Genomic DNA, 22,471 nt, shown 5'->3' with positions numbered 1-22,471 from the left:
CGGCGTCGAGGCGGGTGAAGTCGCACTTGTCGCTGTCGTAGCGGGCACGGTTGAAGCAGGTGTAATAGCGATAGGAACGGGAACGTCCGGTCGCGCGGGTGCCGATCATGGCCCGCCCGCAGCGCGGGCAGCGCAGGCGGCCGGTGAGGAGGTAGTCCGATAAGTTGGCGGCGCGGTGGGCGTGGGATTCCCCGCGTGCTTCGAGGACCGCCTGGGCGCGGTCGAAGGTGTCGGCTTCGATGATGGCGGGGTGACTGTCGGTGACGGTGGTGTCGCGGAAGGTCAACTCACCGAGATAGATCCGGCTGTTGAGGATCCGCAGTACATGGTGGCCGGACCATTCACGGCCGGTGCTGGCACGGTGCCCGCGCGCATTCAGCTCCGCGGCGACGGCACGGGCACCGAGGCGACGGCAGGCGTAGAGGTCGAAGATCATGCGCACGACCACGGCTTCGGCCTCGTCCACGACGAGGGTTTGCGTGGCCTTGTCGACCCGGTAGCCGTAGGGCCGTTTGCCGCCCTTCCATTTGCCTTTGGCGGCTTTGCGTTCCATGCCCGCGATGACGCGGTCGATGATGGTGTCGCGTTCGAATTGGGCGAACATGCCCAGCATCTGCACCAGCATGCGACCCATGGGAGTGGAGGTATCGAATGGTTCTGTGGCAGAGCGGAACACGACCTTGGCCCGGTCGAGTTCATCGAGCAGAGTGACCAGATCACGCAGGTTGCGGGAGAACCGGTCGACCCGGTAGACCACGAGCACGTCGATGAGTCCCGCACGCGCGGCTTGCAAGGCGCGCTGCAGGCCGGGCCGTTCGGTGCTGGCGCCGGAGGCGTCGTCGGTGAACGACGTCGTGTGTCGCCAGCCGGGTTGGGAATCAATGTAGGAGTCCAGGCGGGCGTCCTGGGCTTCGATGGAGTAGGGCTGGTTGTCTTCGGTGGTGGAGCGGCGGGTGTAAGTCCCTACCCGCACGTCCTGTTCCCATGCGGCCAGGTCGGCGGAGAACTGCCCGGCCGAAGGTTTCTTGGTACGGGCCATGCTGCCAGTCCTTCCAATCGATAAGTGCTGCTCGCCAACTTGAGTAGTCGAAATAGCCTGGGACTGCCCGGAATCCGATATCGGGATTCGGGCCGGTGTGCGATCGGTTCTATTGTCCCTCGGTTGGTTTTCAAATGTGTTGGTGTGTCGGATATTTCGGTCGCGGGCTTTCATGCGACGTTCCGTTCGCCGTTGTCGGTGTGGTGGCGGTGGGTCCATGCGGTGATGAGGTCGGCGAGGAGGGTGATGGCGTGGTCGTGTTGGGTGGTGGTGAGGGGTTCGGCGTTGATTCGGTCGATGTGCCAGCGTTGGTGGGCGCGGTCGCGGGCGGGCGGCTTGGCGGGTTCGGTGCCGGTCGGGGCGTGATTTCCGGGTTCGGGGCGTTCCATCGGGACTCCTGTGGGATGTTCGGCGTTTGGAGCGGCGTCACCCTGTACTGGCAGCGGAACCCGCGTTTATCCGCGTCTGGGACCGGAATTGATGCAATTCCGTGTTCCGCGGTCAAGGTTTGGCATCAATCACGAGATCCGTTGGGTCCGGCATTTAGGTTTGGCGCGCCTGTTAACTGCCGAGAAGGGGCCCGATTTCGACATTTCAGTGCGAAACGGTTCGATAACGATCGGTATCGCCATACGCAAGCACCTCAGGGGCGATTGTCTTGTCCCTGGGGTGCTTTGAATATGGATGGGGCGGTGGGTGGCGCTATCTGCGGTTGATCAGGCCGGTTTGGTCTTGTCCATCGTCGTCGGCGTTGACAGGCACGTTCCACAGGTCGTGGCTGCTGCCGTTCGGGCCTGGTTCCAGGGCCTTCATCAGTTCACCCCCTCTCCAAGCGTGATGGTTTTCGGCTGGTCGCTGAGGTTGTCGTTTGTGTACCTGATGCCGGTGTCCGCGCAGATCACGTCGGCGATCTTGACCAGGGCCGGGAGATCGCCGGGCTCGAAATGGTCGACGCTCGGGGCGATCACCTCGTTCGCGCATTCGGTGTAGGCGAGATTGATCAGCCGATTGATCACAGCGCCAGGGCGGTTCAGGACGCCGAAGAACACCAGTGCCACCGACCATCCGTACTCTTCGGCGAGCCTATGGGATACGTGCCTCGTCGTACTGCCACCGCTCGCCCGACACGTCGGGGCGGAGGAATCCGATCACGTAGTTGGTCATGGTCGTGTCCCCGCGTAGTCGCGATACACCGGCCGGGTGATCGCGAGACGGCCCCGATCGGTGCATCGCCAGCGGACGGGGCCTTGCAAGGTTCCCATCGCCAGCCCGGTGCGCGACAGTCGCAGCAGTGCCCGATGGACCGAGGTCTCCGGCAACAACGTCGCGCGGCAGAGTTGCCGCACGGTCAGCGCGCGTGGCGGGTCGAGGTTCGCCAGTGCGCCAAGGACTTTCGCCTCGGGTTCGGTGAACGCCATCGCTCACCACCCCCTGCTGATCGGTACAAACGGTCGTGGCGGTTCGGCTGCGAGGCGCGCTTGAATGTCGGCGACGGTCAGCCGCTTCGGCCGCTGCGTGCGTTCGGCGTCCGGCAGCGTATGAGCGGCGAGGAAAAACAGCAGTAGCGCGATGAGGGTGGCGACAACGATGATTTCCATGTCGGGTGTTCTCCATGTCCCTGGAACGGTGTTGGAGTGCACCCGACGCCGGGGACTGGTGATCGAACCGACGTCGGGGCAACGTGGAACGTATGCCCGGCCGACGCCGTGAACGGGTACGAACGTACCCCCAATGCCGTTACGCTGGCGATTGTCGTCACAGCACGAGGAGGCCGTCCCGTGAGTGGTTCAGCAACTCCCACCGAGATCGGACAGCGAGTGCGGCTGCACCGAGAACGTGTCGGCATGGCGCGGCCGGTACTCGCTGCGCAGATCGGACGCTCCGCCGAATGGCTGAAGGCCCTGGAAAACGGCAAGATTCAGCGCACACCAAGCCTCGACCTCCTGCTTCGCATTGCCCGCGTTCTTGACCTGGACGACCTTGCCACCCTCACCGGAGACGATCACGCTGTTCCGGTGACAGTGTTCGCGGGCGAACGCCACGCCGCTCTCACCGATGTGCAGGCCGCTCTGACCGACTACCGCATCTCGCCCAGCGATCGATCGATCAGCCTCGACCATCTGGCCGAAAGGTTGCGCAAGGCGTGGCGGATCCGCCATTCCAGCCCCGACCACCGTTCGCAGCTGGGTGCGCTGCTGCCGGGTCTGATCCGCGACGCCCAGACCGCCGCGCGTACCGCCGAAGACCGCCGCGCCGCGCGCCGGACCCTGGCCGGTGTGTATCAGTTGGCCGATTTCTATGTCGCCTATCAGCCTGCGCCGGAGTTGGTGTGGATGGTCGCCGACCGCGCGGTTAACGAGGGATATGAGGCCGACGACCCGTACGTGATCGCGTGCAGTGCCTGGGCGATGGTGCAAGCCTTACGCGACTCCGGACGATGGGAGGAGGCAATCGCGCTGGCCCGCAACGCGATTGACCAGATCACCCCCTACCTCGACCGCGAAGGCACTCCCGACGATTGGCACGGCATCGTCGGTGCGCTGGAGTTCGAGATCGCCTACGTCCACGGCCGACGTGGCCGCTCCGGCGATGCGTGGCGCGGCCTCGAACAGGCCGACCGCATCGCCCAGCAGCTCGGCCCGACCTATCGGCACGTGCAGACCAGCTTCTCCCAGCCGGTGATGGCCGCGCACGCAACGACTCTGGGCGTGGAACTGCGCCAGCCCGGCGAGGCTTTGCGTGCAGCCCACTCCATCGACCCCGACCACATCGTCTCCATCCCCCGCCGCGGCCGCCACCTCATCGAGGTCGCCCGCGCCCACATGCAACGCGACGAGGACACTGCAGCACTCACAATGCTGGCGAAATCCGAACAGACCGCCCCCGAAACGATCCGCTACAACGGCTTCGCCCGCGACATGCTCCACGACCTGCTGAAGAAGCCACCGACGGGCATGCGCACCGACGTCCGCGCACTGAGCCAGAGAGTGGGCATTCGCGCCTAGCGGAAAGCGATTCGCTAGCAGACGATCTCACCGACATACTTTCAGCTCTGAAATTGCCACGTCCTTCTTATCGCCGAGAGAAGACCCAATCGAGAAATATCACCGTGCCGTAAAGAGGGACGATCGCCATGCCAGCAAGAAAGCGGACAACATCATGATTGATGCTCTGACCGCGATTTCGTATCGCAGCGACCGCGATGATTGTCAAATAGACGGCAAACGCGGCGACTGGCCCGATGGCGACGGCCGATGTAAACAATAGTGGAGCTGAAGCAAAAACACAGATTACCGTGAGTGCTGCGCCGACAACCAACCCAAGAAGCAATTGACCGCAGTATCGCAGCCACGTCTTCACGGATCTGCCGCTACTTCGCCCATCGATCACCGTAGTGCTCCTCCAACCCGTAGATGACCAGGTTGTTCATGAACCGTTGCCAGGGAAAACTGCTGATGAGGTCGTAGCCCGTGCGGGCCGGACCACCTCCAAGCGAGCCCATGCCGCCAGCTATTCGCCCGATGGCCTCCAACGACAGTTCGCCGTCACTATTTTTGAAGATCCGGAAGTGGATGGTCGAGCCGACCCCGTCTGGATGACCTTCCAGGGTCGCGTACTCGATATTGATCTCTTTACCGTCGTAATCCATCTGAGTGACTTCGACCGGGAATGACTTGTTAAGTGGGGCGTGCCCGCCAGCTCCCACACTCAAGTCGAGCCGGTCGCCGACTTTGGGCATTTGTTTTGGCGCGCCGCCGATCGGAAAGACACAGTTGTAGCAGCGCTGCAACGCGGCCCATGCATCGGCGACCGTAACGATTTTCGACGCTGGGCCGACCGCCGTTGGTGCCGATTGCGCGCCAGGCTGGGAGAAGTACTTGCCAGTTGACGGATCCCAGATCACAAAGGTGTTCGCCAGGTCGCCGTCCACCGTATAAGTGTCGTCATAGGTCCAAGGTTCGGACCCGCCCGGGATATTGCTCACCTGCTGTATTCCGGGCCGAAATCGCAACGCAGGCGCCAAGAACGATGTGACGCCGACGAGTAGCAACAGAGGTATTCGCGGATCTGATCCTGATTCGTCTGAGCTGGGCGGAGCAGTCGAGTCGGTTGTGGGTGGCGGCGTAGGGGCGCTCGGCAATGGATTTTCCTGGAGCAGGCGCTGTTTAACGTCAGCGAACTCTCGATCCGACAACAAACCCTGCTCGTGCAGTTTCGCGGCACGCTCAAGCTGGCTCACAATGTCATCACCGGGCGCCAACGGGGCAGGTGCAGGCACCTCACCAGCTGTGGGCTGCTCCGGAGCTGGATTCGGTACCTCGGGGGCGACAGGTGGTGGGTTACCTGGAAGGACAGGTTCGGGTGCACCGGGGACCGGCACAATGGGAGTGCCATTGTATGGGCCAGGGGCGGGTGGAACGTATGCGCCGCCGTTGGGTCCGCCACCGCTGCCAGGCGGGGTGGAGAGCGTGGGCATTGCTGGATTCGGCACAGGGGCTGTAGTCGCCGGGCCTGGGTTCTGTGGTGGCGGCGGAGGAGGCGGTGGGCACGACACTCCGGGCGAGGGAATGCAGATCGGAGGCTGTTGGGCCAGCGTCAGGCTGGTAGTCCACCATGTTGCGGAGATGCCTCCCATGCCAGTGACGAGCGCAGCGGCGGCGATAATCCGCCGCAACGGCCACCGCACGTTTGCAGGTACCGTCATCGTGGTGTGCTGGTGGTCCGGGGAGCGCGCAGGCGTTCGATAATCCCATCGGCACCCTTCCAGAACAGACGGCCAGCGATCGACATATATGCGAAGAACCCGAGATAGATCCAGATCGCGCCGTATCGGTCCGCCCACCCCGGCATCTTGTTCAGATAGAAGAATGCTGCGATCAGCATGGCCAGCCCGACCGCCAATGCGGCAACCAGCGTTATCATCTCATTGTTCGACTGGGCAGCAGGGGTCGCTGTCGAATCTTTGTGGTGATGGGTGCTGTGGTCACAGGTCGTGCCCTTCCTGTGCTGCGTCGTAGGACTCGATGTACGGGAAACGCGAGAACAGCTTCTTGCAAAGACACGATCAAGATCAGATAAGTGATGCTATCGCGAGCATGAACATCCGCAGGCAGCGATGATGCAGGAAGATTGCGACAATACGGTTACGCTGTATGTAGGGCTCATCAAAAGGACACTGGTTCGCCGTATACGGTGACCGAGTTGTCCCGGGTGGCGGTCGAAATGGTCAGAGTTGCGATCGACCTCATCGCTACCTGTCCCATACAGGAATCGACGTGTAGAGCGACACCTTCGACCGCGAGGTCTGCTGTCGAGGCGGCCATCGATTTGGCGGCCAGCGCAACCGTGGTAATGGTTCCCGGGCGCAGCGTGACCTGAACCATCGGGGAGACGCCTGCGTTTACGCCGCCGTTGAGTCCGGCTGTGCCAGCAGGGTATTGGGTGACGGTGCCGGTTCCGAGGGCACCCAAATTCGCGCCGAGGGTACCGGTCATCCCCATTGTGAGTCCAGGTGAGACATCGGTGTTGCAGCCGATCATCAATCCCATCGAGATGATTCCGGATCGCACTGGGGTACGGCCGTGGCCGTCGATCGAGGCACTTACCGTTGCGGAGAAGAAGGCCTCGCGGGAGAATGCGGCTGCGTTGAGCGGTGGCCAGCGATCAAGGTTCTCTTCGGTTTTCGCGATGGAGATCTCCCAGCCCTCCGGAGTTTCCTTCATCCGGGACTTGTCGATCGTTGTGTCGGCGAATCCGGCACCAGCGGAGGACACGCCCACGATCAGCACTGTCACGGCCGGGAAAACTGCGCCCATGATCGGCCGGAAGCCACGCCAGCGTGGCAGCACGCTCGCCCCCTTCCACCAACTCTTTTCTTGTCAACAGATGGTCTATTACCAGAGATAACGCTCAAGCCCCGGGCCACAGTAGCGGCTGACCTGCTGTGACCAGCGTATTCAGTCATCCAACACGCCGGGTGATCGCCGAGGAAATGGAAACTCGGAGGCCGCGGCGGGCGGCCTTCGCCGTTGTTGACTTCTGCTGGGTTGCCAAAGCACCTGCCGGACAACCGGATCGACCGCCGTCAATCTTCGGGAGGCAACGGTAAGCCGATCGTCGTCAGTGCCGGACATCAGGTCGGATGCATCGTCGGCGTTTGCGTCGGTTGCTGCAAGGGGGGCGATTCGCCGGTATTGTCCGGCCAGTGGGTCGCATCGTCGAAAGGCTTGCTAAATAACCCGGGGCTGATCAAGCCCAGTCATCATCGGGTGGCGGAATTTCGATCATGGTGTCATCGAAGTGAGCCGGACCGGTCTCGTCGTTCGAGTGTCCGATCGAAGACGGCGTGGTAGACCGAGTCTTGTTGAGGTACAGCAGGTCTTGGATCGTCGGGTCGAAATGGTCGAAGGCTGCCTCGGCGTAGGGCTGAGGCGTGCTGGCGTGGTGGAGGATTCGCGGTCCGCGCTCGGGCAAGTCTGCCAGCCGCAATCGCCCCGTGTCGGCGTCGCCGATGTGGGGCGTCCACAGTGCCCATACCGATCCTGCTGGGCCGTCGGGGTGTGTCAGGTCGCGGGAGGTGGTCGCGATGACAAGGCTGGGGGCGAAGCTGCTGACCTCGCGGCGCAGTGCGGTTCGTAGCCCGGTTTCGCGGCGTGCCGAATGCAGGGAGAACAGCAGGATTCCGAAGCGGTCGGTCGGGAAGCCGTGATAGTTGGTGAGTTTGGCGGTGACGATGCTCAAGGACTCTGTGCCGGTGTCATATTCGAGGAAGAACCGTACCGTGCGGCCGTCCTGTTCCCAGCAGCCGTAGCCGTCGGGGGTGAGTTTGTCATCGCCTGAGTAGTTGGTCCAGAACACCTCGGCGCATTGCCTTTCCGACCACCATTGCGTCAGACCCTGCGCCGGGTTCGAAAGGGCATGGCGGGTTGGGTTGCGATGGGCAGCCAACGCACAGAAGAAGTCGTTGACGCCCAGGCGGTGATTGAGCATCGGTGAGCACGCCAATCGCTCCAGATCGAGTGCGTGTGCACTCGGTGCGGGCGGCTTCTGTGCTCGCTGGGCCGCGATCAGGCGGGCTCCGAGATAGCCGAGGGCATGACGTGTCTGGCTGGTGCCGCCGCCGTACAGGGATTCGCGGAAGGCGAACAGCATGCCCATTTCGCGCAGTTTGCGCAGCCGGTCCTGTGCCCGCCGTACCGAGGCGAACTCGATCGTAGCGATCTGGTCGGTGGTGAGCACCTTGTGTTCAGCAAGAAGGGCGAGCAGGCGTCGGTCGCGGTCGAGCAGACGGAACCACGGACCGGCGTCCGGGTGGCCGCCGCGATGCACACAACGGCCGCTACGCGGCCCTACGGGTGAATATGAGTGAATATTGATACTCATTCTGGATTTCGCCCCCGACCGTCGAATGTGCGTCCGACCGGCCCGGATGCTCTTCTCCTGTTCGGCGTTTGGGGTGGCGGCTATAGGACGCCGAGCACCCGCCGATCCATCCGCGCCACCAAACGCCACCCCATCCGCAGGCGCACGGTCGTCATGGCCGTTCATCGGGCATCACCGCCAACGGGTTGCCGCGTGCCTACCGCGCGGATCATAATGTCGGGCCCGTCCACCAGCACCGCGCGGTTCGTATGCTGGTCCGTCAGGTCCACTCGAAGGAAGGCTCGATGGCGACATCGGGCCTTTCGTGTTTTCTTGGCGCAGGTCGTTCGGGGTGAAACTGGTTGGCCAACTTCCGATCTGGTCAGTGTTCGGGGCTCGGCACTTCCCAGAGGGCGCTGACGGGCATGGCTAGCATCTTGGGTCCGAAGGGCAGCGTTTGTTGGCCGGTGTGGAGCACGATGCCGACGAGGAAGTCGTCGCCGAGGCGTTCGGCGAGGTGGCGGAGGTGGCGGAAGTCGTCCGGTCCTACGGTGGAGGCGGCTTTGACTTCGATGCCGACGACTTCACCGCGACGGTTCTCGAGGACGGCGTCGACTTCGACTCCGTCCTTGGTGCGGTAGTGGTACATCTGGACGTCCTCGTCGGACCATGTGCGTTGGCGTGCGAGTTCCATCAGCACGAATCCCTCCAACAGCGGACCGAATCGGCCATTGGGGCGCAACATGTTACGCACGTCGGCTCCCAGAAGGTTCGCTGCGATGCCGGAGTCGACGAATGCCACCTTTGGGATCATGGTCGCCCGATTGCTCAGGTTCCTGGACCATGCCGGTATCCGTTTGATCAGGTAAACCTCTTCGAGCAGGGTCAGATAGCGTTTGACCGTCGAGGCTCCAAGGGCGAGGTCGCTGCTGAGAGAGGTGTTCGCGAGCAGCTGTCCGGAGCGGGCCGCGACAAGCTGCAGCAGGGCGCGCATCTCGGAGGTGCGCTCGATCTCCGACAGTTGGCGGATGTCACGGGTGATCATGTCGCCGACATAGGAGTCGAAGAAGGCCCTGCGTCGCTTGTCGGTGCTTCGCGCGATAGCTTCTGGGAAACCGCCGCGGACGATCCGCTCGGCGTAGTCGGCTCGCGGCACGGTCGTGTCGTGACGCAACTTGTCTCGGTGAGTGAAGACCGCGTCGATGAAGGCATCGGGCGTGCCGTCGATCTCGCCTTGGGAGAAGGGCCACAGTTCGATGGTCTCCATCCGGCCGACCAGGGTGTCCGGCAATGCCCGCAGTCCGAGTATGCGTGCCGATCCGGTCAGCAGGTATCGGCAGGGGCGGCCGTCCGCGTCTACTTGCGCCTTGATGGCCAGCAACAGTTCGGGTGCGCGCTGGATCTCGTCGATCACCATCAGGTTGGGCGAGTCGACGAATCCGTCCGGGTCGTTGAGCGCGGCCTGTCTGGTCAGGGTGACGTCGAGGTCGCGCCATTCGGCTTCGCGTCCCTTCGCGACGAGGCGGACCAGAGTGCTCTTGCAGGATTGCCGTGCACCATTGACAAGGTTGATCTGTCGCTATTCTGCTGGTTGATTCGTCGCTCAGGTGGTGGTTGATTCGTCGGAGGGTTTCTGGTTGATTTGTCGCCCTTATCGCGGTTGATTCGTCGCAACGGGTCCGATGGAGCGACAAAGGCCGCAGGTTATTGACCTGCGGCCTTTGGGTTTGGTTACTGCACCCAGGTGAGTAGTTCGGGTACTGATTTGCGGCCTCGGGGGATTGCGGTGGGGGCGGTGGGTTTGGTGGGGGCCGGGTAGCCCATTGCGATGGCGTGGCGGGGGAGCCAGTCGGAGGGGAGGGCTAGGAGGTCGGCGGCGCGGTGGATGTTGTTGGCGGGGTGGAAGGTGGTTACGCAGGTTCCGAGGCCGTGGTGGGCGGCGGCCAAGCAGACTGATTGGGCGAGGCGGCCCATGTCGAATTCGGTGTCGGCGAATCCGTTGTCGTGGGAAGCGAGCACTAGGACGAGGGGTGCGTTCGCGAGGTGCAGGGCGTATCCGCCGAATCCGGACAGCCGCTCTCGTACCTGCGGCGCACTAACCGCGACGAAACGCCACGGCTGCCGATTTCGCGCCGACCCGGTCCACCGAGCCACCTCGATGATTTCCTCGACCACTTCCCGCGGCACCGGATCCGCTCGAAAGTGCCGCACGGACCGCAAACCCTGGATCGTCCCGCACATCGCGCCGACATTACCGCGCCGCCCAGGCCCTGCCGTGTGCCCACGGCCCGGATCGGCTGGGCGGCGACCGATCGGAGGATCGGTCGCCGGGTATGCAGCGGGGAATCAGCAGACGATGACGCCGTTGGTGGGGGTGCAGGTGGCGCCGAGTGAGCCTGTGGAGGGCAAGCCCGCGATGGGTTGAGGGGCTTGGATTTGAGGGGCCTGGATTTGGGGTGCGGGCGGGTCCAGGGGGATCTCGGCGGTGGCTGCGGTGGTGCCGAGCGTGAGCATTGCCGCGCCCGTGATGAGGGTTGCTGCCGCCAAGCGTGTGATGGACAAGTTGTGCTCCTCTGATTGGGGGATTACGAGGCGACACTAGCGAGGTGGGACGTGCGGATCGTGCCACCAATTCTGTTGTCCCCCAAGGCATGGGGTGGAGCGACCAGGTGCTTTAGGGTTTTGTAAGGTCGGTGAAATGTTGGGCGGTCACGATGACATCGTGATGGGAACAGCTGCCGCCGGTATGAGGGCGGCCACAAGGGATTCTGCTCGCGCGCTGATCTTTTGCGCCACCGTTGTCATGGCCGGTGTCACGGCCGGGGCCGGTGGTGGCACTGCGCATGCCATGCCTGCCGAACTGCTCCAATTCCGTTCGCCCTCAGGCAATATCGTTTGCCAGTTCACCACCGCGATCGGTGGGGGTGACAGTGTGGTCTGCGATATCGCCAACTACACCTACACTCCGCCGCCGCGACCCGACTGGTGCACGGGGGGCAGTTGGGGGAGTCATATCGCGCTGAATGAGGGGAGTGCGCCCGCGTTCGGCTGTGGCAGCGTTTCGGTGGCGGCCGATGGACTGCCCACCCTGTATTTCAACCATTCCACCACCGTGGGCAATCTGACCTGCCTGAGTATGCCCGAGGGCATCACCTGCACCGACGCGACCACCGGTCACAAGTTCCGGATTGCCCGGGAGTCCTACGAACTGGGCTGATTCCGGGCATGGTTGTGCAGGCGGTCGTAGCCGAGGGTGGTGAGGATGCCTACGATTACGGCGAAAATCGTTCCGGCCGTGCACATGACGAGGGCGCGGGTCAGACCGGCGTCGGTGCGGGCGTCGAAATAGAGGATCGATCGGATGCCGAGGAAGACCTGGTGCATCGGTTCGAAGGCGGCGAGGATGCCGTAGGGGCGTGGTGCCGCTTCGATGGGGACGATACCGCCCGAGGAGGGTAGGCCCAGGGCGACGAAGAGCAGCATGTTGATCGGCATGCCGAGGTTGATCAGGGTGGGGGCGCGCAGGGCGGTGGCCAGGGTGGATACGACCGTGAGGTTCGCCAGTGCGGTCATGCCGATGGCCAGGGAGGCGAAGGTGCTGAAGAAGTAGAGCAGCAGCGGATGGGTGAGGGGCATGCCGAGCCATCGCGCGATGAGTTGATACACGCCCGCCATGGTCAGTGCCACCACCGCCGCGAGTGCCCATTTGAACAGCAGTATTCGCCATTTCGACTGTGCCCCAACATTTTTCACCGAGGCGTCGACGCCGCTGTTGATCAATGTGCTGGCCGTGAATCCGGCGAACACCACCAGGAGCGTGTAGTAGAAGGCGGAGATCCCGTTGGCGGTCCCCTCGGGTAATGGCCGGAACTGGCTGGCCTGCACCCGAATTGGCTCATCGAGTCCGGCCAGGGCCGCGTCCGAGAGTGGGACGCCATTGGCTCGGGCCCGGTCGACCGTCTCGATGCCGAGGTCCCGGTTGATGCGCTCGAGAATCGGGGTGAGGAGCTCGACGGTCAGGGTGACGGCCGTCGTGCCCGCCCGCGGATTGGTCTGGATGTCGATCCGCGGTGGCGTGCCGTCCCCGGCCGCGAGCCCGTCGAGGGCGGTGAGCCGGGCGGTGAAATCCGAGGGAATCAGGATCGCGCCGTAGGCTTTTCCGGCCGACATCAGATCGTCCGCGACGGCAGCCTCGACCAGGCGGACCTGTACCTGGTCGGCAGGCAGGGCCGCGATGACCGCATCCGCGACTCGCCCGCCGTACTCGCCCCGATCGGCATTCACCACGACCAGCGGGTAGTCGTGCAGATGCCGCTGGGGGTCGAGAATGCTTCCTAGATACGACAGCGCCAACAGACTCAGCAACCCCATAGCCACAACCAGGGGAACGGCCCAGAACCTGTGATCCCAGTTCCTGGGCCCGTGATCCGCGCCCCCCTCGTCGGTCGTCGCCAGCACAGCTCGTGACGCTAACAGCTGGCCACCTTGGTCCGACGCGATGCGTCGCGGCGTGTTCGCCAACGCGCGTCGGACCAAGCTGTCCGAGTTACCTCAGGTGGCGGACCTGGTCAGGTCGCCGACGAAAAGGTAAATGTCGGTGGCCGGTGGGGTGGAGCCGGACAGGAAGGCGTTCATCTGGTGGCCGTCGGTGGCGAGACCCCAATAGCGGAGGGTGAGGTCGCCGGTCGGGGTGTGGCAGGTTTGGGTGTCGGGGGCGAGTTCGGCGGTATTGCCGCGGACTTCGAGGGACCAGTCGCAGCCGTCGGGTGTGTGGGCGGTGATCGTGCTGTCGGACTTGCGGGTGAAGTGGATGGTGCCCTGTTGCGGGTAGGCGTTTCCGGTGCTGGTGGAGACCACATTCGTGAGGGTCTGGAAGTCGGCCGGGGCGTAGGTGAAATCGCCGAGGTAATGGTCGACGAATCGCTTGTTCTCCGCGCTCTCACCGACTTTGGTGCGGGAGCCGGACGCCATTGTGCCGATGATGTCGACCCCATTGGGTTGATGGCTGATCGCCACGATCGATTCGGTCTCCTTGGTGCCGTCCACCCTGACCGACCACTTGGTGAGATTCCCGGCCGAGCCGATGTTCTTGTTGAAGCATTCCTGGGTGGTCGACGACAGTTCGAGGCCATCGGCGTGCACGGCGAAGTTCCAGGTACAGCCCTGATCGGTGTGCCCGTCGACCGTGCCGTTCGGTCCGGGCGCGAACGTCACCCACCCGACCTGCGGTACCCGCAGCGGCAGTGGCAGGTCCCGGTCGCACGCTCCGGTACCGTCGGGGCAGGCCAGCACGTCGATATTGTTCAGGGTCGCGTTGTCGGGCAGGTCGTAGTTCCAGGTGCCGAAATACTTTGCCGCATCGGTATTTTCGGCAGACGCCGGGCCCGATCCGAGCGGCGGGACCAGCGCGGTCGCGAACGACGCCGCGACGGCCACGCAGATCCCTGCGATTCGGGAAACAGCTGACATGGGGATTCCTCTTGCGAATTATTGATGGTGTAGCCAATGATGGCTACACCAACGATACTCCATATTGATGGTCACGCCAACGATCAATGAGAAACCGGGTTCTGCTGAGACGGGGCGCGGATACCGATACGACGACCGATACGGGTTGGTTGTGGGGAGTTGTTGTGGCAGTACAGAATTCCCGGGTCAAGATCACTTATGTCGCCTGCGGGCGGCAGGGGGAGGAAAACCCATGACCATCAAGAATGCTCTCGTTCGCACCGGGCTGGGCGTGTCCATTGTCGCCGCGGCCATCCTGACCACCGCGGGCACCGCGTCCGCGGAGATCACGCTCGAGCCGACCGCCGTGACCCAGCAGAATGCCGATATCAGCGGATTCGGCTCGGGCAGCGCCGCGGGCTCCGGTCACGCTCTCGGCGAGATGATCGGCCGCCTGTTGTTCCACAACGACAACTGATCCACCCCTCGGGGCCCGGCCCGCGACCGTTTACGTGGATTGCGGTCGTGTCGATAACCAGACATGCAGATTCCGCGGTCGACATCCGATGGCACGGATGGCGTTTCGTACTCGATGGACCGGGTCCCACGGGTATTCGGCTCCACGCTACGCATCCGGCGTGGTCGATAGTGCTTCCGACGGTGTGGATGGCGATCGATGGGCAGTCGGTGCCGAATGTGCGGTGGGGCAGTAGCTACATCCCGGTGGTACCAGGAGAGCACGCCGTCGCCGTGGCGCCGCAGCAGGTGGTGAGAAGACCTGTGCAAGCGGTTGTTCCGGTCGTCGCCGGGCAGGTCACCCAGGTCTACTACCGCGCCCCGACCTTCGGGCGAGCACCGGTGTCGAGGCTCACGACCGGTGTAATCGGCCCTGTTCCACCGCAACCGGATTCGACGGGACTGGGCTGGTTCATCGGCGCAGCGATTGCCGGATTCGCCACGGTGCTGATGGCGGTTATCGTATTCGGCAGTCAGCTCGGCTTCTGGTGAGGCGGGGCCGCGGGATCGTGGCGATGGCAGACTGTCGGCTGTGACCGATGCTGTGCTGAAGACTCCGACACTGATCTGCGGCGGACGCTGCCGTACCCAGCCGGAGGTGCTCGAGCGCGCGGGGCGGCTTGGGGCGGCGGTGTTGGACGCCGGGGTTGGGCGTGGGGACAAGTGTGTGATCATGGCGCGCAACGACATCGAGTTTCTCGAGGTCTCGGTTGGAGTTGCCGCTACCGGGGCGAATCCGCTGCCGGTCAATACTCGTTGGACCGCTTCCGAGGTGGCGCACGTTCTGACCGACGCGAACGTGCGAATGATCTTCGCGCACACCGAATTCGTGCCGGTGGTGGAGGCGGCCTGTGAGCTCGCCGCGAGCGATGCGCGAATCGTCGAGATCGGCATGTCGGCGGAGTTGCTCGCCGCGGGCCGATGGGATTCGCGGCTGGTCGAGCCCACCGGCCGTCACGAACTGCTCGAGGAAGTGATTGCCGCGCAACCCGATCCGGTCGGGCATATCGAGGGCGCGATCGCCGACAGCATGGGCGTCATCTATACCTCGGGCACCACCGGAAAGCCCAAAGGTGTTGCGCGAGAGAAGATGATGCCGCAGCAGCTGCTCACCATCGCCGGATCGAACGCGCAACGCGCTGGCCTCGCGCCGGGTGTGCCCATGCTGGTGGCCGGTCCGCTGTATCACACCAGTCCGAACGCATTGGCCGTGCTCGGCCTGCGCATGGGCGCGGACATCGTGATCATGCCCAAATGGGATGCGCGCGAGTTCCTCCGCCTGGTCCAAGCGCACCGCATTCGGCAGGTGAAGATCGTGCCCACCATGATCTCCCGCATCCTGAGCGTGCCCGCCGAAGAACGCGCGACCTACGATCTCTCGAGCCTGACCCACGTCATCCACTCCGCCGCCCCTTGCCCGCCCGCGCTCAAACGGGCAGCCATCGACCTGTTCGGCGATGCGCTCTGGGAGTTCTACGGCTGCAGCGAGGCGGGCACCATCACCTGGATCAGCGCCAGCGAATGGCTCACCCACCCGGGCAGCGTCGGCCGCCCCGCCGACGGTTCGGCGGTCCTCATCGCCGACGAGCACGGAAACCCGCTCCCCGCAGGCGAACTCGGACGCGTCTACGTCCGAGGCGCGGACTACTGGCCGCGTTTCGAATACCTCAATCTCGGCACCCCGCCCTCACCCGTACCGGGCATGCTCTGGGTCGGAGACCTCGGCTACCTCGACCCCGACGGCTACCTGTACCTCACCGGCCGAGACTCCGAAGTAGTGATCCGAGGCGGCGTCAACATCTACCCCGCCGAAATCGAAAACGCCCTCATCGCCCTGCAAGACGTCGAGGACGTCGCGGTCTTCGGCGTCCCCGACACCGGCGACCTAGGCGAGGCCGTCGCCGCCCACATCCAACCCCGCCCCGGCATCCACCTCACGGAATCAGCTGTCCGCAAGGCACTCTCGTCCCAGCTGGCCAGCTATAAGGTGCCGACACATATCCGCATCGTCGAGTCCCTACCCCGCGACGACAGCGGCAAGGTCCACAAGCGCCAGCTCCAGACCGACTACACCGCAGGCCATTCCATGACATCCGGTGCCGAGATGGCGTGACGCCGCGTCAGTTCTCCTCGCTCAACTGTCTGATTCGGTTACCATGTGCGCGCGTAACAGGCAGTGCAATGGGGGATGTGGACGGGCGTGGAGACGGGGACTCCTTTCGGGCACTATCGGCTGCTGCGTGTCCTGGGTGAGGGTGGCATGGGGCGGGTCTACGAGGCGTACGACACCCGCAGCGATCGGGTAGTCGCGTTGAAGGTGCTGCCCACGCATTCCGCATCGGATCCGCAGTTCCGCGAGCGCTTTCGGCGTGAATCCCGCGCTGCCGCAGGGCTGAACGACCCGCACGTGATTCCCATTCATCAGTACGGGGAGATCGAGGGTCGGCTGTATCTGGATATGCGACTGGTGCACGGCGTGAGCGTGGATGCCGTGCTCGAACAGGGAGGCCCGATGTCGCCCGCGGCGGCGGTATCGGTGGTGGCACAGGTCGCGTCGGCGCTGACGGCGGCACATGCGCAAGGGCTGGTCCATCGAGATGTGAAGCCCTCCAATATGTTGCTGTGCGCGGACGCCTTCGTCAATCTGATCGACTTCGGCCTCGCGCGCACCGCGGGGCAGGCCGGGCTGACGGGTTCCGGCGCCGCGATCGGGACCTTCGCCTACATGTCCCCCGAACGACTGGCCGGGGTGGCCGATGCCCGGTCGGATGTCTATGCGCTGACCTGCGCGCTGTACGAATGTCTCACCGCCACGAAGCCGTTTCCCGGCACCAGCCTGGAGCACCAGATCACCGCTCACCTGGTCAATAATCCGCCCAGGCCCAGTCTGATTCGGCCCGAGGTGCCCGCCGCGTTCGACGAGGTGATCGCGCGAGGCATGGCCAAGAATCCGGAGAAGCGATATCAGACACCAGCGGAACTCGCGGAGGCGGCCCGGCGCGCGCTCACCGATACCGTCGTCACGCCATCGACCGAACCACCTCCGGTCTCGGAACAACCTGTCGCCCAATCTGTTCCGGCGACGGCGCTGGCGAAGACCGAGAAGGCCACCGTAATCCCCGCCCCAACCGGCAAGAAGCCGCCGCGCCGACGGGTGCTGCTCATCCTGTCGGTCGCGCTCGCGGTAGTGGCGGCGACCACGTGGTTCGCGACCCGCGGTGAGCAATCCAGCAGTGCCGCACCGACTTCCCTCACCGCGGCACCCACCCTCCCCGAGGCTCCCTCCTTCAAAGTCGGGAACAATCCGGAGAACGTGACCCTGGATCCGGCGACGCACACCGCCTACGTCGGCAACAACGACATCGGGTCGATCTGGGTGGTCGACACGGTGTCTCACGCCGTCACCGCCACCATTCAGGTCGGCCGCTCGGCGCTGTCGGCGCTGGTGCTCGATCCCCAGACCCACACCCTCTACACGAGCGGCCTCGGGGCGGTATCGGTGATAGACACGAAGTCTCGCTCCGTCACGGCCACCATCAACGTCGGACACTCCGCCCTGCAGGGCATGGCCCTGGACCTCGATGCACACGCGCTCTATACGAGCGATGGCCTGTCGATCGCGGTGATAGACACGGTATCTCGCGCGGTGACCACCTCGTTCGCGGTCGGCAGGTACCCGCGGCAGCTGGAAGTGGACCCGGCAACCCACACCCTCTACGCCATCAACTACCACGACGGTTCGGTCTCCGAGATCGACACGGCATCCGGATCGGTCACCGCCACGGTCAAGGTCGGCAACAATCCCAAGGGACTGGTATTGGATCGGGCCCTGCACACCGCCTACGTGGCGAACTACGACGACGGCACGGTCTCGGTCATCGACACCACCTCCCACACCGTGACCGCGACCGTCGGCCTCGGTAGAACACCCATCGGCGCAATGGGAGTCGCCCTCGACCCCGGCACCCACACCGTCTACGCCACCAATGTCACCGAGGGCACCGTGTCGATCATCGACGGCACATCCCACCTGATCACCTCCACCATCACCGTCGGCGATTCCCCACTCGACCTCGCCGTCGACCCGACCACCCACACCGCCTACGTCGTCAACAACCGCAGCGGCTCGCTGTCGGTGATCGACCATTAGCGGCAGTCCGGTGGCGCGTTTGCCCAGGTGGCCAATATGCTTGGCGGCGTTCGATTCGGCTCGATGATTGGTGCGAGTGTCAGAAGCCACCGACAATGTGTTGCTACCCCAGTCCGCGCTGCGTCATGCGGTGGGGGCGGGGCTCGAACCCGGGCGGCTCGCCCGCGAATCGGGTCTGCCCCGCTGGTCGCTGAGCGGAACCGAGGAATACCGGGTGCCTAGTTCCGGCTACCTGCGCACCTGGGAAGTCATCGAGCACGGTCTCGGTGATCCGGACGCGGCCAGCCGGATCGCCGATCAGTACGTCTTGGGGCAGGTGGGCCTGTACGACTACCTGTTCTCCACCGCACCGACATTCGGCGAGGGACTCGTCCAGTGCGGTCCCTACCTCGGCGCGATCACCACGAACTTCTTCTTCGAGCCCGGGCTCGAGACCGACGAAGAGGTCAGCTGGGAGGTCACGATGATCAATGGCGACGGCCGCGGCAAGGAACTCGCCATGCAGTGGGGACTCGCGGCCATCGTCCAGCGCGGCCGACTGGTGACCACGGCGCCGGTGCGCCCGTCGCGCGTCACCTTCTGCCAGGCCGCCCCGCGCAGCCACGCCCGCATGACCGAGACCTTCGGCACCCACGCCATCGAATTCGGTGCGCCGGTGGACACCATCACCTTCCGCAAGGCCGACCTCGAGACACCGCTGCGCACCGCGGACCCGCGCCTGGCGGCGATCCTGCGGGATTACGCGACGGCCACCCAACCCGTCGCGCCGCAACGTGCCTCGCTGTGGACCGACCATCTCGCCGCCACCATTTCGGCCGCCCTGGACGACAATTCGGCCACCCTGGACCGGGTGGCCGCCCGCATGTTCATGAGTCGCCGCTCCTTGCAGCGCAGGCTCGCCGAGCACGGGACCACCTGGCGCGCCGAACTCGATCGAGTGCGGCGGGAGCGCTATCAGCGGTCGTCGGTCAATGGTCCACTGACACAACAGGATCGGACCGCCCTGCTCGGCTACAAGGATCCGCGCTCCGCCCGCCGCGCGGTGCAGCGCTGGGACAGCTGAAACGCCTCGTTGCGTCGCCTGACGTGTTCGCGCCAAAGTTGGCACGTTTTTGTCTTGCGGCTGGCACATTCCGCCCTTCCTCGCCCGCCGGAAGTCCCGTGAGACTTGCGGTACGGGGAATCGGATCGAGTGGGTTGAGTTCGAGCGAGGGTCATGTGGGACAGATAGGACTGCTTGGGGGAACGGTGATTTCGGTAGACGGTACGGCGCGGCGAGTGGGCGGACCGCGGGTGCGCACGCTGCTGGCCTTGCTCGCACTCGAGCCGGGCCGGGTGATCGGTTGCGAGGCGTTGATTCGCGGGATATGGGGTGAGCCGCTGCCCGCCAATCCGGCGAATGCCTTGCAGACCTTGGTGAAACGCGTGCGTGCGCAGCTGCCGCCGGAGGCGGCCGTGGAATCGGCGGCCGGTGGTTACCGGCTGCGAATCGACGCCGACGCCATCGATATTCATCGATTCGCGCGCTTGGTCGAGGCGGGCGTCGGTGCGACGGGCGAGCGCGCGGCCGGATTGCTGGACGCCGCGCTGGAGCTGTGGAGCGGCGAGCCATTCGCCGATCTGGTCGAGAACGCCGACCTGTACTGGCACGCGGACCGTTTGAATCAGCTGCGGCTCGACGCGGTCGAGGCTCGGGCCGACGCCTACCTCGCGCTGGGACGCGGCCGCGAGGTGATCGAAACCCTCGTTCGAGAGCTGCGGATGGAGCCATTACGGGAATCGCTGGCGGTCAGACTGATTCGCGCGTTCACCGCCACCGGTCAAGCCGCCCGGGCCCGGGAGATCTTCGACGCCACCCGCGATCAGTTGCGCACCGAACTCGGGGTCGCTCCTTCCTCGGAACTCGTGGCCGCGGTCGAGCAACTGGGCGGTGGTGCAACGGTTCTCGGGCCCGTCCTACCCGTCCGCCTCACCAGTCTGATCGGCCGCGAACCCGACCTGAAACGGCTCGGCGAGATGCTGTCCAGCACACGGCTGTTGACGCTCACCGGTCCCGGCGGCGTCGGCAAGACCAGTCTCGCCCTGGAGGCCGCGACCCGCCTGGCCGGTCGCTGGCGTGGTGGTTGCCGGTTCATGGAGCTCGCGGCACTGGCCGATGCCGCCACCGCCGCCGAGCTGATTCGCGGCGAACTCGGCCTGTCGATCGGTCCGGAATCGGTGCACGCCTGCCCCATTCACCGTCCGGTCTCGGTCGATACGGAACTCCTGCTCGTCCTGGACAACTGCGAACACGTCCTCGAGATCGCCGGACTGCTGGCGGACCTGCTCGCCCGCTGCCCGAAACTCACCGTCCTGGCCACCAGCCGCGAGCCCCTGGGCATTCACGGCGAAACCCTGTTCCCGGTCGCCCCGCTGGCCGCGCCCGCACCCGGTGCGGCACCGGCCGAGGCGCTGGGATCCGCTGCGGTGCACCTGTTCCTGGACCGCGCCCGCTCGGTCCGTTCCGGTTTCACGGTGACCGGCGAGAATTACGAGACCGTTGCCGCCATTTGCCGTCGCCTCGACGGTATTCCGCTGGCCCTGGAACTGGCCGCCGCGCGTGTGCATACCCTCACGCCCGCCCAGATTTTGGCCCGCCTCGACGACCGCTTCCGCCTGCTGGCGGGCAATCGGGCCGCCGCCGCCCGGCATCGCTCGCTGTACACGGCCATCGAATGGAGTTGGGAATCCCTGCGCGAACCGGAACGGCTCATGGCACAGCGGCTTTGGATGTTCCCCGAGGGTGCCACCCTGGAAACCCTCGAGGAGGTCTGCCCCGGCGATGCCGTCGGCCCGCTCACCCGACTCGTCAGCAAGTCGCTGATCGAATTCGACGGCCGCCGCTATCGCATGCTCGAGACAATCCACGCCTTCGTCGGCTCGACCCTCAGCTCGGAACGGCGTGTGGCATAGCGTCGCTGAGCGGCGCGGGTTCAGCTGGGGGATGGGCGGGTTCGGGAGGAGGTTGGGGCGGCGAGGATCACGGTCAGAATCAGGACGGTGATCAGTTCGAGGGTGTCCCAAGGGAGGGGTGACGCGGGGTCGGCGGCCTCGGGGAGGGCGGAGATTGGAGTGGGGAGTGGTTGGGGTGAGGGCGGAATTGCGGGGGCGGCTGGCGGGGACGACGCCGGGGCGGCGGGGGTTGCGGCGGTGGGAGACGGGATGATGAGCGGGATTCCGGGGGTGGGTGGAGTGATCGGGGCGGCCAGCAGGCATAAGAGCAGGGCGGTGCCGGTGAGGGCACTGCCTACGACGGCGCTGCCGATGCCGGGGCCGGTCAGGGCCGAGCCCGCGGCTCCGAAATAGGCGAGGGCGGCCGAGCCGGTTGTGGCCGTTGCGGCGGAGCCGAGTAGGGCGGGTAGCGCGGAGCCGGTCATGGTGGATCCGGCGGTGGCGAGGAGGGCGGTGGCCGCGGAGCCGGTCATGGCCGATCCGGCCGAGCCGAGCAGGGCGGCGGCGGCCGAGCCGGTTGCCAGGGGCGCGGCCGATCCCAGGAGCGCGGGCGTGGCGGAGCCCAATCCCCAAGCGGCGGAACCGGTAACGAGCAGGGGCGGGCCGAGCAGGGTGCTGCCCGTGGCCGCGGCGAGCGCGAGGGCGGCGCCGCCCGCCGCCGCGCCGCCACCGCACGCGGCCAGCAGGACGCCCTCGTCGAGTCCGAGTGCGATCGGGCCGTCGGTGATCGGATCGGCCGTGGATTCGACAGGCGCGGCGGTGCTTCCGGTTTCGGGCAGTAGCGCAGCGCCGAGGGCTGGACCGAGCGCGAGCGGGATGGACGCCTCGGCGCTGCCCGTGGCCCAGTCGCGCGCGGCGGCGCTTCCGGTCGCGATCTCGCCGAGGAACGGCGGATCCGGGACTGTCGGGTCGGCACGGGATTCGCCGCCGACGAGCGCCGTGCCCAAGAATACGGTCGATATCAC

23 protein-coding genes and 1 pseudogene are annotated in these 22,471 nt (G+C 65.1%); 8 read left to right on the top strand and 16 right to left on the bottom strand.

Features of this window, described 5'->3' with window-relative positions; translation table 11 throughout:
• Positions 1-28 precede the first annotated feature (28 nt).
• The 5 genes and pseudogenes from VMT40_RS39380 to VMT40_RS16660 all read right to left on the bottom strand — a co-directional run.
• A pseudogene (locus tag VMT40_RS39380) lies at positions 29-1,039 on the bottom strand (recombinase family protein); the annotation flags it as partial.
• A 170-nt stretch (positions 1,040-1,209) separates the two neighbouring features.
• A complete protein-coding gene (locus VMT40_RS16675; RefSeq protein ID WP_326359119.1) occupies positions 1,210-1,428 on the bottom strand; it encodes a hypothetical protein in 219 nt (72 codons plus the stop codon).
• Between the two features lie 423 nt (positions 1,429-1,851).
• Positions 1,852-2,097 (bottom strand): hypothetical protein, encoded by a 246-nt coding sequence (locus VMT40_RS16670; protein ID WP_326359118.1) that lies wholly within the window; start codon positions 2,095-2,097, stop codon positions 1,852-1,854.
• 102 nt (positions 2,098-2,199) lie between these two features.
• Entirely contained in the window at positions 2,200-2,457 is a 258-nt protein-coding gene (locus tag VMT40_RS16665; RefSeq protein ID WP_326359116.1) for a MarR family transcriptional regulator, read from the bottom strand.
• A gap of 3 nt (positions 2,458-2,460) precedes the next feature.
• Positions 2,461-2,637 carry a hypothetical protein gene (locus tag VMT40_RS16660; RefSeq protein ID WP_326359115.1) on the bottom strand — a complete coding sequence of 59 codons (177 nt, stop codon included), beginning with the start codon at positions 2,635-2,637 and terminating at the stop codon, positions 2,461-2,463.
• A 180-nt stretch (positions 2,638-2,817) separates the two neighbouring features.
• Between VMT40_RS16660 and VMT40_RS16655 the strand changes: the two genes are divergently transcribed.
• A complete protein-coding gene (locus VMT40_RS16655) occupies positions 2,818-4,044 on the top strand; it encodes a helix-turn-helix domain-containing protein (protein WP_326359114.1) in 1,227 nt (408 codons plus the stop codon).
• Positions 4,045-4,111: 67 nt separating this feature from the next.
• Here VMT40_RS16655 and VMT40_RS16650 read toward each other — a convergent pair whose 3' ends face one another.
• From VMT40_RS16650 to VMT40_RS16615, 8 genes are all read right to left on the bottom strand, one after another.
• Positions 4,112-4,399 carry a hypothetical protein gene (locus VMT40_RS16650; RefSeq protein WP_326359113.1) on the bottom strand — a complete coding sequence of 96 codons (288 nt, stop codon included), beginning with the start codon at positions 4,397-4,399 and terminating at the stop codon, positions 4,112-4,114.
• A 10-nt stretch (positions 4,400-4,409) separates the two neighbouring features.
• Positions 4,410-4,970 (bottom strand): hypothetical protein, encoded by a 561-nt coding sequence (locus VMT40_RS16645; RefSeq protein WP_326359111.1) that lies wholly within the window; start codon positions 4,968-4,970, stop codon positions 4,410-4,412.
• 770 nt (positions 4,971-5,740) lie between these two features.
• Complete coding sequence (locus tag VMT40_RS16640) at positions 5,741-5,962, bottom strand: hypothetical protein (protein WP_326359109.1); 222 nt, start codon at positions 5,960-5,962, stop codon at positions 5,741-5,743.
• A 242-nt stretch (positions 5,963-6,204) separates the two neighbouring features.
• Positions 6,205-6,888, bottom strand: coding sequence for an MspA family porin (locus VMT40_RS16635; protein ID WP_326359108.1), 684 nt, complete (start codon positions 6,886-6,888; stop codon positions 6,205-6,207).
• Between the two features lie 400 nt (positions 6,889-7,288).
• The gene (locus tag VMT40_RS16630; RefSeq protein ID WP_326359107.1) at positions 7,289-8,368 is read right to left on the bottom strand and encodes a replication-relaxation family protein; all 1,080 of its coding nucleotides are present in this window, start codon (positions 8,366-8,368) and stop codon (positions 7,289-7,291) included.
• Between the two features lie 415 nt (positions 8,369-8,783).
• Positions 8,784-9,974, bottom strand: coding sequence for an ATP-binding protein (locus VMT40_RS16625; protein ID WP_326360214.1), 1,191 nt, complete (start codon positions 9,972-9,974; stop codon positions 8,784-8,786).
• Positions 9,975-10,132: 158 nt separating this feature from the next.
• On the bottom strand, positions 10,133-10,612 hold the full coding sequence (locus tag VMT40_RS16620) for a nitroreductase family protein (protein WP_326359106.1): 480 nt from the start codon (positions 10,610-10,612) through the stop codon (positions 10,133-10,135).
• A 135-nt stretch (positions 10,613-10,747) separates the two neighbouring features.
• Positions 10,748-10,963, bottom strand: coding sequence for a hypothetical protein (locus VMT40_RS16615; protein WP_326359105.1), 216 nt, complete (start codon positions 10,961-10,963; stop codon positions 10,748-10,750).
• Between the two features lie 241 nt (positions 10,964-11,204).
• On the opposite strand from VMT40_RS16615, the gene VMT40_RS16610 reads away from it, so the two are divergent.
• Positions 11,205-11,618, top strand: a complete 414-nt coding sequence (locus tag VMT40_RS16610; protein ID WP_326359104.1) for a hypothetical protein — start codon at positions 11,205-11,207, stop codon at positions 11,616-11,618.
• Here VMT40_RS16610 and VMT40_RS16605 read toward each other — a convergent pair.
• A complete protein-coding gene (locus VMT40_RS16605; RefSeq protein ID WP_326359103.1) occupies positions 11,603-12,772 on the bottom strand; it encodes a YhgE/Pip domain-containing protein in 1,170 nt (389 codons plus the stop codon). The two genes, VMT40_RS16610 and VMT40_RS16605, sit on opposite strands and share 16 nt — an antisense overlap.
• Positions 12,773-12,952: 180 nt before the next feature.
• Complete coding sequence (locus VMT40_RS16600; RefSeq protein ID WP_326359102.1) at positions 12,953-13,870, bottom strand: hypothetical protein; 918 nt, start codon at positions 13,868-13,870, stop codon at positions 12,953-12,955.
• 232 nt (positions 13,871-14,102) lie between these two features.
• Here VMT40_RS16600 and VMT40_RS16595 point away from each other — a divergent pair, with 232 nt between their 5' ends.
• The 6 genes from VMT40_RS16595 (at position 14,103) to VMT40_RS16570 (ending at position 21,467) form a co-directional block, all read left to right on the top strand.
• Positions 14,103-14,327 (top strand): hypothetical protein, encoded by a 225-nt coding sequence (locus tag VMT40_RS16595; protein WP_326359100.1) that lies wholly within the window; start codon positions 14,103-14,105, stop codon positions 14,325-14,327.
• Between the two features lie 188 nt (positions 14,328-14,515).
• Positions 14,516-14,857: a hypothetical protein gene (locus VMT40_RS16590; protein WP_326359099.1), complete on the top strand. Its 342-nt coding sequence runs from the start codon at positions 14,516-14,518 to the stop codon at positions 14,855-14,857.
• 40 nt (positions 14,858-14,897) lie between these two features.
• Positions 14,898-16,478 carry an AMP-binding protein gene (locus VMT40_RS16585; RefSeq protein WP_326359098.1) on the top strand — a complete coding sequence of 527 codons (1,581 nt, stop codon included), beginning with the start codon at positions 14,898-14,900 and terminating at the stop codon, positions 16,476-16,478.
• Positions 16,479-16,565: 87 nt separating this feature from the next.
• A complete protein-coding gene (locus VMT40_RS16580) occupies positions 16,566-18,515 on the top strand; it encodes a serine/threonine-protein kinase (protein WP_326359096.1) in 1,950 nt (649 codons plus the stop codon).
• Positions 18,516-18,591: 76 nt separating this feature from the next.
• Positions 18,592-19,578 (top strand): AraC family transcriptional regulator ligand-binding domain-containing protein, encoded by a 987-nt coding sequence (locus tag VMT40_RS16575; protein ID WP_326359095.1) that lies wholly within the window; start codon positions 18,592-18,594, stop codon positions 19,576-19,578.
• Positions 19,579-19,793: 215 nt separating this feature from the next.
• Positions 19,794-21,467, top strand: coding sequence for an AfsR/SARP family transcriptional regulator (locus tag VMT40_RS16570; protein ID WP_326359093.1), 1,674 nt, complete (start codon positions 19,794-19,796; stop codon positions 21,465-21,467).
• Between the two features lie 20 nt (positions 21,468-21,487).
• On the opposite strand, the gene VMT40_RS16565 is transcribed toward VMT40_RS16570, so the two are convergent.
• Positions 21,488-22,453: a hypothetical protein gene (locus VMT40_RS16565; protein WP_326359092.1), complete on the bottom strand. Its 966-nt coding sequence runs from the start codon at positions 22,451-22,453 to the stop codon at positions 21,488-21,490.
• Positions 22,454-22,471 lie beyond the last annotated feature (18 nt).

This window comes from Nocardia sp. CDC160 (genome assembly GCF_035818795.1).
Classification (GTDB): domain Bacteria; phylum Actinomycetota; class Actinomycetes; order Mycobacteriales; family Mycobacteriaceae; genus Nocardia.
The sequence above is the reverse complement of the archived record's forward strand: the minus strand, read 5'-3'. Positions and strand labels throughout refer to the sequence as shown.